Origin of the sequence: Gallalistipes aquisgranensis (genome assembly GCF_014982715.1) — a bacterium.
Taxonomy (GTDB): domain Bacteria; phylum Bacteroidota; class Bacteroidia; order Bacteroidales; family Rikenellaceae; genus Gallalistipes; species Gallalistipes aquisgranensis.
Genome location: NZ_JADCJY010000001.1, coordinates 150,812 through 165,699, shown reverse-complemented (window position 1 = coordinate 165,699; position 14,888 = coordinate 150,812). Strand labels below are relative to the sequence as shown.

Annotated in this window: 9 protein-coding genes; 4 read left to right on the top strand and 5 right to left on the bottom strand. The window is 59.9% G+C overall.

All coding sequences use genetic code 11. The features are described 5' to 3' along the window. Nucleotides 1-37: 37 nt before the first annotated feature. From INF32_RS00555 to INF32_RS00545, 3 genes are all read right to left on the bottom strand, one after another. Nucleotides 38-3,325: a glycoside hydrolase family 2 TIM barrel-domain containing protein gene (locus INF32_RS00555; protein ID WP_226386468.1), complete on the bottom strand. Its 3,288-nt coding sequence runs from the start codon at nt 3,323-3,325 to the stop codon at nt 38-40. A 185-nt stretch (nt 3,326-3,510) separates the two neighbouring features. After that, a complete protein-coding gene (locus tag INF32_RS00550; RefSeq protein ID WP_226386467.1) occupies nt 3,511-4,383 on the bottom strand; it encodes a DUF3078 domain-containing protein in 873 nt (290 codons plus the stop codon). Nucleotides 4,384-4,579: 196 nt separating this feature from the next. Continuing rightward, a complete protein-coding gene (locus INF32_RS00545) occupies nt 4,580-5,425 on the bottom strand; it encodes a helix-turn-helix domain-containing protein (protein ID WP_226386466.1) in 846 nt (281 codons plus the stop codon). A 161-nt stretch (nt 5,426-5,586) separates the two neighbouring features. Here INF32_RS00545 and INF32_RS00540 point away from each other — a divergent pair, with 161 nt between their 5' ends. From INF32_RS00540 to INF32_RS00530, 3 genes are all read left to right on the top strand, one after another. Continuing rightward, nucleotides 5,587-6,786 (top strand): DUF4925 domain-containing protein, encoded by a 1,200-nt coding sequence (locus INF32_RS00540; protein ID WP_226386465.1) that lies wholly within the window; start codon nt 5,587-5,589, stop codon nt 6,784-6,786. Nucleotides 6,787-6,820: 34 nt separating this feature from the next. Next, on the top strand, nt 6,821-9,628 hold the full coding sequence (locus INF32_RS00535; protein WP_226386464.1) for a TonB-dependent receptor: 2,808 nt from the start codon (nt 6,821-6,823) through the stop codon (nt 9,626-9,628). Nucleotides 9,629-9,716: 88 nt separating this feature from the next. Then, nucleotides 9,717-10,274: a DUF3332 domain-containing protein gene (locus tag INF32_RS00530; RefSeq protein WP_226386463.1), complete on the top strand. Its 558-nt coding sequence runs from the start codon at nt 9,717-9,719 to the stop codon at nt 10,272-10,274. 214 nt (nt 10,275-10,488) lie between these two features. On the opposite strand, the gene pepT is transcribed toward INF32_RS00530, so the two are convergent. Further along, nucleotides 10,489-11,706 (bottom strand): peptidase T, encoded by a 1,218-nt coding sequence (gene pepT / locus INF32_RS00525; RefSeq protein WP_226386462.1) that lies wholly within the window; start codon nt 11,704-11,706, stop codon nt 10,489-10,491. Between the two features lie 4 nt (nt 11,707-11,710). After that, entirely contained in the window at nt 11,711-13,687 is a 1,977-nt protein-coding gene (locus INF32_RS00520) for an OPT family oligopeptide transporter (protein WP_226386461.1), read from the bottom strand. 148 nt (nt 13,688-13,835) lie between these two features. Here INF32_RS00520 and INF32_RS00515 point away from each other — a divergent pair, with 148 nt between their 5' ends. Then, a complete protein-coding gene (locus INF32_RS00515) occupies nt 13,836-14,879 on the top strand; it encodes an AI-2E family transporter (protein WP_226386460.1) in 1,044 nt (347 codons plus the stop codon). The last annotated feature ends 9 nt before the right edge of the window (nt 14,880-14,888 follow it).

Sequence of the window (14,888 nt, the reverse complement as noted above, 5' to 3'; positions counted from 1 at the left end):
GCGGAGGACACTTCCGGTACCCTGTCGGGACCTTCTTTCATTCCCTTCCGCGCAACAGGCGTCCGTTGCGCAGCGCCTCGTCCCGGTCGCGGCAGGGCGTGATGACGAATCCGTACCCGTACTCCTTCTCCAACAGGCGGTAGGGCACTTCGGGCCGGGCATTCAGGCTCCAGCTGTCCGTTCCTCCCACCCCGGCCTGCGCCATATCCACGTTGACCGTGAGCGAACCGTCGAGCGGCATCACCTCGTGTCCGTGCCGGGCCTCGTCCAGCGTCCGCTGCGAACAGTTCCACACCGACACGCTCAGCGGACGCCGCCCCACGAACTCCACGCCCCGGCGGCCTCCGCAGAGGGCCAGCCAGCGCACGTCGCAGCGGTTCCCGTTCTCCTGCGGGTAAACGTAACCGAACATCATATCTTCCACCCCGCCGCCGTACACGCCGACGAAGGCCGATTCCTTACGGTCCGAATAGTTGTCCCACGGTCCCCGTCCGTAGTAGGAGACCGTCTCCAGCGAGGCGGGCACTTCGGTCTGCATGCCGATCCGCAGCATCTCGGGAACGCCGTCGGCCACCTTCAGCACATAATCCACCGCCAGCCGTCCGTCGGGCGTCATCGTATAGGTAAGCGTCAGGCCGACGCTGTCGGGAATGCTCTTCTCCACGGTCACCACGACCCCCCGGCCGGTCTTCACCACGCTCACGCCGTCTGTCCGCATCCGGCCGGGAGCTTCTTTCCAGAAGCCGAGCCGTTTTTCCGTACGCCAGCCGCGCCAGTCGTTGTCGATGGCGGCCCGCCAGAAATTGGGCTGCAGCGGGGCGCAGATCAGCGGCTTTCCGGCCGAACGGTATCCGGTCAGATACCCCGTCGCCCGGTCGATTTCGGCCTCCGCACCCCGGGCGGAGAGCACGATCCGGTCTTCGCCGTCGGATACCTCCACCTTTCCTTTCGGGGTTTCCGCGGAGGGCGCCTCGTACTGCGGCAGGGCGATCTGTTCCGAAGCCACGTCGAAACCGGCTTCGGCATAGGGCGCCGCCTCCTTCAGCCGGGCCTGCAGATTCAGCCAATACTCCGCACCCGGTTCGGGCCGGAAGTCCTTCAGCGGAACGACCGCCTCGCTCCGCAATCCGGGCGCCGTGACGGGTACATCGAACGTACCGCCCTGCAATTCGCCCCGGTCGGTCACCAGCTGCCACGTGAATTCATACCGGTCGGTAGAGGTGAAGAAATTCCGGTTCAGCACCGCGATTTTCCCTGCGGCGGGATCGACCGCGGTGAACTCCACGGGCTGAAAGACATATTTGCACTCCCACGCAGCCGGCTTCGGCGTACGGTCGGGACTGAGGATGCCGTTGATGCAGAAATTACCGTCGTTATGGTCGGTCTCCCGTTCGAAATCGCCTCCGTAAGCCCAATAGGTCCGGCCGGAAGCGTCCTTTTTCACGAGTCCCTGGTCGATCCAGTCCCAGATATGGCCGCCGAGCAGTTTCCCGTGTCTGCGCACCAGCCTCCAATAGTCGCCCAAGCCACCCGTGGAGTTGCCCATCGAATGGGCGTACTCGCACATGAGCACAGGACGGTCCACCAGCGGATCGAGAGCCAGCCCCTCCAGCTCCGCCAGCGTGGGGTACATCCTGCTCACCAGGTCGACATAGGCCGGATCGGTGGGATTGGCCAGAGCCGTACGCCTTTCCGTCCGGGTTCCGGGACCTTCCATCCCTGAGGTCAGTTCGTCGGCGGAACTGCGGCGCAGCGGCACGTAGAGCGGATGGGTGGGATCGCCCTGCGCCCCTTCGTAATGCACGATGCGGGTCGGATCGAAATCCTTCGTCCACCCAGCCATGGCGGCATGGTTGGGACCGCAGCCCGACTCGTTGCCCATCGACCAGCAGATGACCGACGGATGGTTGCGGTCGCGCATCACCATCCGGGTCACCCGCTCCAGGAAGGGAGCGGCCCACGCAGGGTCGTTGGACAGGCGGCCGCCCACCCCGTGGGTTTCTATATTGCATTCGTCGATCACATAGAGGCCGTACCGGTCGCAGAGTTCATAGAAATAAGGGTCGGCAGGATAGTGGCTGGTACGCACGGAATTGAAGTTGAACCGCTTCATCATCCTCACGTCCTGCTCCATGTCCTCGCGGGAGACGGTCTTTCCGGTATATTGGTTATGATCGTGGCGGTTGACGCCCATCAGTTTCACGGGCACGCCGTTGACCAGCAGCTCCCCGCCCCCGATCCGCACGTCGCGGAACCCGACCCTGCAGCTCCGGGCTTCGGCCAACCGGCCGGCATCGTCGTAGAGGGATAACACCAGCGTATAGAGCACGGGGGTTTCGGCACTCCACTTGGCGGGATTCTCCACCAAGGTCTCCATCATCGGATAATAGACGTTGTCCCGCTGGGGATAGGTCTCGCCGAGCAGCTCCTCCGCGGGAAGAGACATCTCCGTCACGACGGACTTCCCGTCGGGCGCATAGAGCCGGGCGGCCACTCTCCAACCCTTCGCATCCGCACCCTCCGCAAGCGTCACCACGGGACGGACCTGAAGCCGGGCGTCCCGCATCCGGCCGTCGAGCAGCGTTCGCACACCGAAATCGCCGATCGCCACACGGGGAACGGCCGCCAGATAGACCTCGCGGTGGATACCCGCCATGCGCCAGTGGTCGGCATCTTCGAGATAGCTGCCGTCCGTCCACTTGAAGACCTGGACGGCCAGCGTATTGGTTCCTTCGCGCAGGTACTCCGTAATGTCGAATTCGGCGGGCAGGCAGCTGTCCTCGGAATACCCCGCCTTCACACCGTTCACCCAGACGTAAAATCCGGAATAGACGCCTCCGAAGTGGAGAATCACCCGGTCGTCCTTCCAGGCGGCAGGCACCGTGAACGTCCGCACGTAGCTGCCCACGGGATTGTCGCGCAGAATCAGGGGCGGAGCCACGGGAAACGGGTAAGGAATATTGGTATAGATCGGATAACCGAAACCCTGCATCTCCCAGCACGAGGGAACGGGAATCGAATCCCATCCGGAGAGGTCGGCGTCCGGTTCCCAGAAACCGGACGGACGCTCCTTCACATCCTGCGAGAAACGGAATTTCCAGACGCCGTTCAGCATCCGGATGCGGGAGGCGCCGCGGTCGCCGCGCAGGGCGTCCTCCTCCGTGGCATAAGAGTAGGAAACAGCCCGCGCAGGAAAGCGATTCACGGAGGAGACCGTCTGGGTCTCCCACGGTTCGGGGCCGAAACTCCCGGGAGCCCCCGCGGCAGGCAGAGCGGTAACGAGAACTCCGAACACCAGCAGGGATAACAGGTGGTTGTTTTTCATAGGGTCAGTATCTTTTCAAGGCATATCGCCGTCGGCAAGACAAATATAGGCAATCCCGCCGGATTTTCCAGCGCACTCCGCCGCCGAAAACGGAATTTTCCCGGCAGGCCGCCCTTTCCGGGGAAAAGCGCCGCCGGGAAAACGCCCCGGAATACCGCTCCCGGCCGGGGAGAAGGCATCGGAGATCAGAAACGCGCCTGCAGCCCGATTCCCAGCACCTCCTTGAACTGGAAACGGGGCCCGGCGACACCGTCCTTCTGCGGAATCTTGATATCGTCGTCGTAGATCGAATTGAGGGTCAGGTTGGCCGAGAACCACTTGTTGATCTTCATCTGCAACTGCACGTCCCAACGCACGTCCACGTTCTCGGGCTTGCGCAGATAGTCCGAAAACAGATCCAGACGCGAATAGACCGTCATATTGGGAAGGAACTCGTAGGACGCCTCCAACCGGAGGTTGCCGCCGAATTCGGAGAGCAGCCGCCTGCCCGGATCGACCCCGAAAGCCCCCGTGTCGGAAAGGCGCGTGTCGGTGACGAATGTTCCCCGCCAGGTGGCCGGCGCGAGCGTGGCGGTGAACCACCTTTTCGGGGTCCAGGTCAGACCGGCCCCGACGCTCAGATAACCGGGCGCCATGAACTGCGACATGAAGACGGGTTCGTCGCCCGAGTAGTCGTATCCGTTGGCGAACTGGGTGTTGAACGTAAGCAGTCCGCTCAGATACAGGTTCTTCGCCACCCGGTAACCGTATGTGGAGGAGAGGTAGATCTTGTCGTTGGTCTTGCGGGTGCCGTTGGACGAGGTGTTGTTCAGCCCGTAGGCCAGCTCCAGCCGGTTCTGCCACAGGTGGCGGTCCCGCTTGTAGTCGGCGCTGTAATTGAACATCAGGTCGAAGGCCATCGAGCCGTCGCCGCCCGCCGCCCAGTTGCTCAGGCTCACCTGCGAGAGATTGATTCCGGCCACACCCTCCAGAGTCCAGTAGGTGGTGTCGGCCTTTTCCTGCGCCGTCACGCCTGCAGCGAGCAACAGCGCGGCAAACATCGTCATTCGTTTTTTCATTCTGCTAATCGGTTAAGTTGGTCGTATGGTCCGGACGGATAACAGTCAGCCCCCGGACACGGCACAATCCATGCCACGATACCGAACACGGAGAGGGCCGCCTCCGGAAACATCCCTTTTCAAGACAGGAAGATACGAAAACGATCCGAAAAAACAAAACGTCCCGGCAGAAGAGAGCGCACCGGGCGCGAAGACGCTAACTTTTCCGGTACTCGTTGGGCGACATGCCCACGTGCCGCTTGAAATATTTCCCGAAAAAGGAGACATTCGGGAAGTTGAGCGAATAGGATATCTCCTGGATGGTCAGGTCGGTGGACTTGAGCTGGGCCTTGGCGTCCATCACCACGATGCGGGCGATGATCTCCGTCGCGTTCTTGCGGGTCACCTTCTTGACCGTGGCGCTCAGGTGCTGCGGAGTGATCCGCAGTTTCTCCGCATAGAAGGTGATATTGCGCTCGGAGACATAATGTTTCATGGCCAGCTGCACGAATTTCTTGCACAGCTCCTCGCCGCGCGTGAGCGTCTTGCCGCTCCCCTCGTACTCCCGGTACATCTCGCTTATCCCCAGCACGAAAGAGTTGAGCACGCATTTCAGCAGCTCGGGATTCCGGGTATGCTGGAGCAGGAAACTCTTACGCAGCAGCCTGTAATAGTCCGTATAGAGGTCGGCGACCGGCTCCGACAGGGAGAGCACGGGCTCCTCGATGACCATGGGAAAGAAATCGCTGACCGACCGGATCAGACTGACGTTCACCATGAATTCGGAAGAGAAACCGACGAAATAGACCCTGAGCCGTCCTTCCGAACCGTGGAACTGGATCACGCTGCCCGGCGAGAGGGTGATAAAAGCATTTTTTCCGATCCGGTAACGGTTGAGATTGATCGTCGCATCCATCGTCCCCTCGACACAGAAAGCGAAGATACCCGCCTTCAGCCGGCAGGGATAACGGTAAAGCCCGAGCACGGACTCGGGAAAATCCTCTCCCACGAGCCCCGTCACGAAGTTTTCGGGAATATCCAGATCGGGCAGTCTTCTCTCCATCCGTCAATATTTGAATCGGGATACAAATCTAACAAAACTTTATCCGTTTTCTCAAAGTTTCTTAAAAAAAGAATAGCTATTCCGGGATACGGGACTTGTCCGCCGCGAAGAGAAAACCAACCTTTGCGGATTCAATACATTCATGTAAAAAATCTGTTTTTATGAAAAGGACAAAATGGCCGCACCTGTTGTGGACGATTGCCGTCGCGGGAGTGCTCCTCTCCTGCAACGACGGCAACGGCGGCCCTTCGGAAGAAGCGGTCCAGCCTACACTGGCGGAATCGCTGAGCACGGTCTATTCGAACAAGACCTACCCGACCGATTCGCTCGTACTCTACTACACCTCTTCATCGGTTCCCTTGCTGGGGCAGGATGTGAAATTCGAAACGGAAGACCTGAAGACAGGCACACTCACCCTCTACAACGTCGTCCCCGGGGAAGCGGAGACGGTGCTCTCCGGACTGACCCTGAAAGAGGCGACGGATGCTCCGGACAAACTGACCTTTTCCTATAAAACGGTCACGACGGAGACCGGCGTACGTCTCACCCTGGCCAGCAAATCGAACGTCCGGCCGGGGCGGCTCGAACTGATCTTCAGCAGCGTCACCTTTCCTGCCAACCGGTTCAGCAAAAACACGGAAGGCAAGGGCTGGTGGGCTCTCAGACCCTACGATGACCAGACCTCCGCAGGGAGCATCTACCTGGACTGGCGGCTGACTCCGGGCACTTACACCTTCACCGACGAAGAGACCGGAGAGACGGAGACCGTGGAAGTGACACCGGAAAATGCCGGAGACCCCATCTCACTGGCCCTGGGCCCGATCCTGGGAGGCATGATGAAGGGAATCGTCCAGCAGCTCATCCCCAACATACTGGGGCACATCAACTTCAGCACGAACGGAAATATTCAGGCACGGTACAACGCCAACGGCCTCTCCGGAGATGCCGACTGGCAGGTCTCGCCCGCCAACAACCTCTGTTTCTTCTACACGAAAGACGACCGTCTGTATGTCATTCCGAACATCGAGATGATCGTACGGCAGATCAAGGCGAACCAGGCAGCCTCCCGTTCCTCGATCGGCACGGACGACATACAGGCCATCCTGACCCGTCTCAGCGTGTGGATCACACAGGGCGCCCCCTTCAGGATCAAAGACAACGCAGACGGTTCGACGACCGTGTACCTCGAAACGGAACAACTCGAACCGCTGCTGGTGCTGCTCCCGATGCTCACTTCGCTGCTGCCCGAGGACATGCAGTCGCTTGCGCCGATGCTCGGCAAGCTCACCCGCCTGGGCGCCGTGACGGAACATTTCGAACTGGGCCTGACGCTCGTCCCCTCCCAGCAACCGGCCGAATGACCCGACAAAACGAACATTCAAACAACACGATACCATGAAGATACACAACATGCTCCTGACCGTTGCGGCCCTCTTCGCATGCCAGTGGGGAATGGCCCAGAAAGTCACGGGTTACATATACGACGAAAGCAACAAGAACGCCCCGATGGCCGGAGTCAGCGTCTACTATACGGAGAAAGGGGTCCAGAAAGGCGCCGCATCCGACCCGCAGGGATATTACGAGATCGAGGTGCCGGAAGGCGGCATCATACTCACCTTCAGTTTCCTGGGATATGAAACCCAAAACGTCCCGCTGGTGGTGGGCCGCAAGGAGACCCTTTCGCGGGACGTCTATATGAAACCCGCCTCGAACGCGCTGGACGCCGTGGTGGTCAGCGCCGGACGGTTCGACCAGAAACTGAGCGACATCACCGTGTCGATGGACGTGCGCAAGGCGCAGGACGTGCTCAAACAGAATCCATCCGACCTGCGGGCCACGCTGAACAACATGCCCGGCGTGGACGTGGTGGACAAACAACCCTCTATCCGCGGCGGCAGCGGCTGGACGTACGGCGTGGGCAGCCGCTGCCTGATCCTGGTGGACGGCATGTCGATCCTCTCGCCGGGCGGCGGGGAGATCAACTGGAACTCGATCCCGATGGAGAACATCGAACAGGTAGAGGTCATCAAGGGAGCCTCCTCCGTACTGTACGGTTCATCGGCCCTCAACGGCCTGATCAACGTCCGCACGTCCCGGCCGGGTCAGGACCCCGTGACCCGCATCAACGCCTACATGGGCGTCTACGGCAATCCCGACAACGAGGACTACATCTGGTGGGACCGCACCTTCTGGAAAGAGGGCAAATACGAAGTCAACCCGCTGATGCGCCGCACGGTGCTCTACGGCATCCGCAATCCGATCTACAACGGCCTCGACCTCTCCCACTCCCGCCGGATCGGCGCCTGGGACGTGTCGGGCAGCCTGAACCTCTTCTCCGACGAAGGGTACAAGGAAGGCGGCTACAACAAACGGGTGCGCGTAGGCGGCAACGTGACCCATCACGACCCGGCGGTGGACGGGCTCCACTACGGCATGAACCTGAGTTTCATGTCGGACGAGGCGGCCGACGTGTTCCTGTGGCGTTCGCCGCAGGAGGCCTACCGCCAGTCTCCCGTCTCCAACATGTCGCGCCAGAGCAACCAGTTCTACCTCGATCCCTTCATCACCTACTACAACCGGTCCAACAACACCTCGCACAAGATCAAGGGACGGCTCTACTTCGACTCGAACAACATCAACACCCGCACCACCGACAAGTCGATCTTCGACATCCTGCACAACATGGGATTCAATTACGACCAGTCCATTCCCGAACTGACGAACCATTGGGAGGAGATCGTCGCCTCGATGGTTCCGACCATAGCGGGCGGCAATGCGGACGAGATCATCGGCATGATCGGCCGCACGGGCAAACACTTCTTCCCCGACGCCACGTCGGCCGATTACATGGACCTGATCTCCTGGCTGATGGGCAACGCCCCCTCGCTGCTCTCCTCGGGAAACATACAGGACAACATCCTGACCTGGGTGCTGAATCCCGACAAAGGGGGCCGGCAGCGGCTGGTCCATCCCGACCGCACCTCGTCCTACTACCTCGACTACCAGTTCAACAAGACATTCGACCGCGGCGCCCAGATCACGGCGGGAGCCACCTACGAACACACCTACATCACCGCCGAGACCACGGGCCGGCACTGGAGCGACAACGCGGCCCTCTATTTCCAGTACGACGACAAATTCTTCGACCGGCTGAACCTCTCGCTCGGGGCGCGGTTCGAATACTACCGGGTGGACAACAACCTGCGCGAGGCGGAAACGAAAGTTTTCGGCACGGACATTCCCGTCAAGCCCGTCCTGCGGGCCGGACTGAACTACCAGTTGGGCAAGGCGAGCTTCCTGCGGGCCTCTTTCGGACAGGGTTACCGGTACCCTTCGATCACCGAAAAGTTCATCCGCCAGGACATCGGCGGCATCGGCGCCTTCCCGAACCCCAATCTGAAAGCGGAAAGCGGATACAACGTGGAGGTGGGTTTCAAACAGGGCTACAAGATCGGGCCGTTCCAGGGATACCTGGACGTGGCCGGCTTCTACACGCAATATAAGGATATGATCGAGTTCAACATCGGTCTGTTCAACAGCCGGGCGCCCTACGATTACATCGACCATCTGGGACAGGTGCTGGACATGCTCCTCGCCGGACAGATGCCGAGCATCGGCGCCCAGTTCTCCAACGTGAGCCGGGCGCGTATCTACGGCGTGGACTTCTCCGTCAACGGCGTCTGCAACATCAACCCCCACACGAACCTCACCTACAACCTGGGCTACGTCTACACCGAGCCCGAGGACATGGATTACAAGGAGCGCAACGCCATCGAGGCGGGCTACACCGATCCGCTGCAGATGAAACAAAAGTCCAACACGTCCAAATACCTGAAATACCGCCAGAAGCACTCGGCCAAAGCGGTGCTCGACCTGCAGTGGAAACGGCTCACGCTGGGCACCAACCTCGGCTGGAAGAGCAAGACGCTGGCCGTGGACTATTTCATGACGGACGAACGGCCCAAGGCCAGACCCGAAATCATGGACTACGTCCGCAACCTGATGTTCGGCGACCTGGCCGGCTACTGGCGCGACCACAACAAGGGCCACTTCACGATGGACGTAAGGGCCGGAGTCAGGGTCACGAGCAACGTACGGTTCCAGCTGAGCGTCAACAACCTGACCAACAAGGAATACAGTCTCCGCCCGATGGACGTGTCCGCCCCTCGCACCTTCGTCCTGCAGGTCGGAGCCACATTTTGAGCGGCGCCGCGTTACACTTGTTTCAAAAAATTCATAACTTTACATAGCGTTCAATCTTTATATTTATAAAACAAAAAACTCTATCATCATGAAAAAACATGGATTAACCTTTCTGATGGTCATCCTGCTGTGCGGAACCGTCATGTTTTCATCCTGCATCGGATCGTTCAAACTGACCAACAAACTGCATTCCTGGAACCAAGGCGTGGGCAGCAAATTCGCCAACGAACTGGTGTTCTTTTGTTTCTGGGTTCTTCCGGTCTATGAAATTTCCATCCTGGCCGATGTGCTGGTTCTCAACAGTGTCGAATTCTGGTCGGGAAGCAATCCTGTCGCCGACAACGGAAAAACGAAACAGGTGAAAGGGGCGCACGGCGATTATCTGGTACAGCGCAAAAAAGACGGGTACAAAATCTCCGACCGCCGCGGCAAAACGAACGTAGACCTTCGCTTCGACGAAGAGACCCAGACCTGGATGGCATGTTCGAAAGGCAAGTCCGTTCGCTTCATGACCTTCATCGGCAATAACAAAGTACGCATGTACCTGCCCGAAGGCAAGACGATGGATGTCGAGCTTTCCGAAGAAGGTGTTATGGCATACCGCGACGCCATCGGCTACGATTTCTCCATGTTCGCCGCACGGTAGCCCGCGACAGCAAGCTGCCGAACAGAAAAGCCACCTTTTCAAGGTGGCTTTTCTGTATCATACACCGGCCATCCGTCCGATCAAACGCAGGTACATTCCGCTTCTCCCGGACAGGCGCATTCCATTTCCAACCGAAGACTCGGCACTTTCCCTCCGTAAAATGCCGAAACCCGGCCGTTTAGCCGGGTTTCGGAGAAAACGGATACCATACCGGTCACTCGCCCCAGAGCTTCGCCAGGTTGAGAATCGTCTGCACCGCCTTGTGCATGGTGTCGAGCGAACAGTACTCGTACTTGCCGTGGAAGTTCATGCCGCCCGTGAAAAGATTGGGACAGGGAAGCCCCATGTAGGAGAGGCGTGCGCCGTCCGTACCGCCCCGGATCGGGCGGATGACCGGAACCACGCCGGCCATCTCCATGGCCTGCTCCGCCTTGGCGATCACCTCGGGATAGGGTTCGACCATCTCGCGCATGTTGTAGTACTGATCCCGGACTTCGAGCGAAACGACGCCTTCTCCATACCGTTCGGCCAGCAGAGCCACCGCGTCGGCCAGGTATTTCTTCTTCGCCTCGAAACACTCCCGCGAATGATCGCGCACGATATACTCCATCCGGGCCTGTTCGACCGTACCCGAAAGGGAGGTCAGGTGGTAGAAACCTTCGTACCCTTCGGTGTGCTCCGGCCGCTGGACGGCAGGCAGCAGCGCGTGCAGGTCGCAGGCCACCTGCAGGGCATTGATCATCTTGTCTTTCGCATACCCGGGGTGGATGTTGCGCCCCTGGATCGTTATCTTCACTCCGGCGGCATTGAAGTTCTCGTACTCCAGCTCGCCCTCGAACCCGCCGTCCACCGTGTAGGCAAACCGGGCGCCGAAACGCTCCACGTCGAAGAAATCCACTCCCCGGCCGATCTCCTCGTCGGGCGTGAAACCGATCCGGATTTTGCCGTGTTTCCACTCGGGATGGGTCATGAGATACTCGGCCGCAGTCATGATCTCCGCCACACCGGCCTTGTCGTCGGCACCGAGCAGCGTGGTACCGTCGGTGGTGATCAGCGTATGTCCCTTGAAAAAGGCGAGTTCCGGAAATTCGGCCACGCGCATCACGAGTTCCCCGTTCAGGACGATATCGCCCCCGTCGTAACGCCCGATCACCTGCGGACGGATCTCCGACCCCTTCATGTCGGGGCTCGTATCCACATGGGAGATAAAACCGATGACGGGTTTGTCCTCATATCCCGGCGAAGCGGGAATCGATCCCATGACATAGCCGTTGGGGTCGATCTCGACCTCCGTCAGCCCCAGCCCGATCATCTCCTCCATCAGGTGATTCAGCAAGGCGAGCTGTTTGGCGGTCGAAGGAAACGTTTCGCTTCCGGGATCGCTCTGCGTATCGAAAGCGACGTATTTCAGAAATCGTTCTTTCAGTTCCATATCCTTATTCTTTTACGGGACGCATCGAGTCCCAGATGAAATAGACGATAATAGCCGCGTACATCACCACGGAAAGCCACTCCGCACCGCTCCCGCCATTCCACGAGGAGGCGAACCAGTCGGCCCCGAAATACTTGAGCAGGGCGCTCACCACCCCCATCAAGGCTCCGCCGGCGATGAAACCCGAAGCAATCAGCGTGCCCCGTTCGCGGCGCGATTTGTTCTTCGCTTCGTCTCCGCTGCGGGTCGAGACGAACCAGCTGATAAGACCGCCCACGAGCAGCGGCGTATTGAGTTCGAGCGGGATGAACATTCCCAGTGCGAAGGCCAGTGCGGGCACGCCGATCATGGTGAGGATCAGAGCCAGCGCCGCACCCGCGAAGTAGAGCATCCACGGCGTGGCACCCCCCTCCATCAAGGGCTTGATGACCGCCGCCATCGCATTGGCCTGCGGAGCCACGAGCGCCCCTTCGCCCACGAAACCGTAGGTCTTGTTGAGAATGATCATCACTCCGGCCACCGTGGCGGCGGCCACGGCCGTACCGAGGAACTTCCACCCCTCCTGCCGTGCGGGCGTCGTGCCCAGCCAGTAACCGATCTTCAGGTCGGTGATAAAACCTCCGGCCATGGAGAGCGCCGTGCAAACCACGCCGCCGATAATCATGGCCGCCGTCATGCCGCCCGTACCGCTCAGCCCGGCACTCACCAACACCAGCGAACTGAGGATAAGCGTCATCAGTGTCATGCCCGACACGGGGTTCGTACCCACGATCGCAATGGCATTGGCCGCCACCGTCGTAAACAGGAACGAAATGACCAGCACGATCAGCAGGGCGATCACCGTGAAGAACCAGTTGTGCAGCACGCCGAACTGGAAAAAGACGAACGTGGTGAAGAGCACGGCGATCAGTCCCGTGAGGATCAGTTTCATCGGCAGATCGCGCTGCGTGCGGGACTCACCTTCCCCGGTCCCCTTCTTTCCGCGCAGCTCCGTCACGGCCAGCCCGAGTGCCTGCCGGATGATCTTCGAGGAACGGATGATGCCGATCACCCCGGCCATGGCGATGCCGCCGATACCGATATGGCGGGCATAGTTGCGGAATATCTCCTCCGGCGACATCTGTCCGAGCACGGCAGTCACACCTTCGCCTACGGGGACGGTCATGCCGGCCCCGAAGTGGCTCAGGAAGGGAACCAGCACGAACCAGACGGTGAACGAACCGGCGCAGATGATGGCCGCATACTTCAGTCCCACGATATAGCCGAGGCCGAGCACGGCAGCGCCGGTATTGACCTTGAAGACGAGTTTCGTCTTGTCGGCCAGCGCCACACCCCAGTCGGCGATACGGGTCGAAATCTCCTCCGTCCACCAGCCGAACGTGCTGATGATAAAGTCGTACAGACCGCCGATCAGCCCGCTCACGGCCAACAGTTTGGCCTGGTTGCCCTTCTTCTCGCCCGAGACGAGCACCTCGGTCGTGGCGGTGGCCTCCGGGAACGGATACTTGCCGTGCATGTCCTTGACGAAATACTTCCGGAACGGGATCAGCAGCAGGATACCCAGCAGGCCGCCCAGCAGCGAGGAGAGGAAAATCTGATAGAAACGGGCCTCCAGACCGAGGATGTAGAGGGCGGGCAGGGTGAAGATGGCACCCGCCACGATCACGCCCGAACTGGCGCCGATCGACTGGATGATGACATTCTGCCCCAGCATGTTCTTCTTGCCGAGCAGATTGCCCATGCCGACGGCGATGATGGCGATCGGGATGGCGGCCTCGAACACCTGCCCCACCCTCAATCCGAGGTAGGCGGCGGCGGCCGAGAAGATCACGGCCATGACGATACCGAAAATCACCGAATAGGGCGTCACTTCGCGGGGACGGCTTCCCTCGCGCATCACGGGTTCGTAGGTCTCGCCCGGAGCCAGTTCGCGGTAGGCGTTGTCCGGCAGCGAGGCGGGTTTGTTCTGGGTCTCTTCCATGTATGGTTCGTGCATTGGGTTAATAAACTCTCAAAAGTAATTTTTTTACCGCGTAAATACAAGGGTCCGGCGGGATAGGGACGAAAAATCCGCAAGTACGGCACACTCCTTGCCCCTGGGCAAGAAAACCATCCGGCACAGCAAAATCATGACCGTCAGGGAACAATACTGGAAATATTCGCTCTTCGTGCTGATCCTCGGGCTCGGCGCGACGATCTTCGTCGAACTGACCCCGTTTCTGGGCGGCATACTGGGTGCGGTGACGATCTACGTGCTGCTGCGCGGCCAAATGAACCGGCTGACAGAACGCAAACACTGGAAACGTCCCTGGGCGGCCATGCTGCTGCTGGCCGAAGCCGTGCTCTGTTTTCTGATCCCGATCTCGCTGATCGTATGGATGTTCGTCGGGAAGATACAGGACGCCACCCTCGATCCGCAATCCGTCATCGAACCCGCGGAGCACATCGCCGCCCTGATCCGCGACAAGACGGGCTACGACCTGCTCGACCGCAGCAACCTCGACAGCCTGATCGCCCTGCTGCCGAAAGTGGGCCAGTGGCTGATGGAGAGCATCGGCAGTTTCGTCGTCAACGTGCTGGTACTGCTCTTCGTCCTCTACTTCATGCTGATCGGAGGCCGGAACATGGAGACCTATCTCCGGGAAATCCTCCCCTTCAACCATGCCGACACCGACCGGGTTCTGCGGGAAATCCACATGATCGTCCGCTCCAACGCCATCGGCATCCCCCTGCTGGCCGTCCTGCAGGGGGCGGTGGCCTATCTCGGATACCTGATCTTCGGAGTGCCCAGCCCGCTGTTCTGGGGCGTACTGACCTGCTTCTCCACGATCATTCCCCTGCTCGGGACCGCCCTCATCTGGTTCCCGCTGGCCGTTTATCTGGCGATGACCGGAAACTGGGGCTATGCCATCGGGCTGGCCGTCTATGCCCTGATCGTCATCTCGCAGACGGACAACCTGGGACGGTTCATCATGCAGAAGAAGATGGCCGACACCCACCCGCTGGTCACGATTTTCGGAGTGGTGATCGGCCTCTCCCTGTTCGGTTTCATGGGTGTCGTCTTCGGACCGCTCCTGCTGGCGATCTTCATCCTCTGCGTCCGCATCTTCAAGAAAAAATACCTCGAAAAAAGCCCGGAAACATCTCACGTGAAAAAGCCGCGGAACGGATAGCCGCGCCGC

What these genes read in the sequence shown, in the direction of transcription:
- INF32_RS00545 (WP_226386466.1), bottom strand. Translation starts at nt 5,425, where the DNA reads ATGGAGAGAAGACTGCCCGATCTGGATATTCCCGAAAACTTCGTGACG.
- INF32_RS00520 (WP_226386461.1), bottom strand. Translation starts at nt 13,687, where the DNA reads ATGGAAGAGACCCAGAACAAACCCGCCTCGCTGCCGGACAACGCCTAC.
- INF32_RS00535 (WP_226386464.1), top strand. Translation starts at nt 6,821, where the DNA reads ATGAAGATACACAACATGCTCCTGACCGTTGCGGCCCTCTTCGCATGC.
- INF32_RS00555 (WP_226386468.1), bottom strand. Translation starts at nt 3,325, where the DNA reads ATGAAAAACAACCACCTGTTATCCCTGCTGGTGTTCGGAGTTCTCGTT.
- INF32_RS00530 (WP_226386463.1), top strand. Translation starts at nt 9,717, where the DNA reads ATGAAAAAACATGGATTAACCTTTCTGATGGTCATCCTGCTGTGCGGA.
- INF32_RS00540 (WP_226386465.1), top strand. Translation starts at nt 5,587, where the DNA reads ATGAAAAGGACAAAATGGCCGCACCTGTTGTGGACGATTGCCGTCGCG.
- pepT (WP_226386462.1), bottom strand. Translation starts at nt 11,706, where the DNA reads ATGGAACTGAAAGAACGATTTCTGAAATACGTCGCTTTCGATACGCAG.
- INF32_RS00550 (WP_226386467.1), bottom strand. Translation starts at nt 4,383, where the DNA reads ATGAAAAAACGAATGACGATGTTTGCCGCGCTGTTGCTCGCTGCAGGC.
- INF32_RS00515 (WP_226386460.1), top strand. Translation starts at nt 13,836, where the DNA reads ATGACCGTCAGGGAACAATACTGGAAATATTCGCTCTTCGTGCTGATC.